General features: G+C 45.3%; 1 protein-coding gene. It reads right to left on the reverse strand.

Features of this window, described 5'->3' with window-relative positions; all coding sequences use genetic code 11:
* Positions 1-44: 44 nt before the first annotated feature.
* The coding region (locus CXF72_RS00520; protein ID WP_157823155.1) for a zinc ribbon domain-containing protein at positions 45-360 on the reverse strand (316 nt) is incomplete at its 5' end.

Raw genomic sequence — 360 nt, forward strand, 5'->3', positions numbered from 1 at the left:
GTGAACTACTCAGCCATAAATGACTGAGCTTCAAAGGAAGATGCCTAAGCAACTAACTTTTCTTTTTTGACGCTTCGTTGGCGACTGCTAGCTGAGCTTTTGGCTCGGCTAGTCTTACGTTTGCCTCCACATCCACTATCTGACTTGGCGACTAAAACGCCCTTTTCAGATAACACCGTTCCAGTGTCTAAAATAAGATTAATTGCCCGGTTCTTGATGACCAATGACGCATTATTATCTGCGTTGTCAGTATTGCCACAGCTTCCGCACACAAATAAATCTTGTGATTTTCGGTTGCTCGGGTGAGTGTAATCGCATTTGGCGCACTCCTGACTGGTGTATGGGGCTGGTATCTTGAAG

Origin of the sequence: Psychromonas sp. MB-3u-54 (assembly GCF_002836415.1) — a bacterium.
Lineage (GTDB): Bacteria > Pseudomonadota > Gammaproteobacteria > Enterobacterales > Psychromonadaceae > Psychromonas.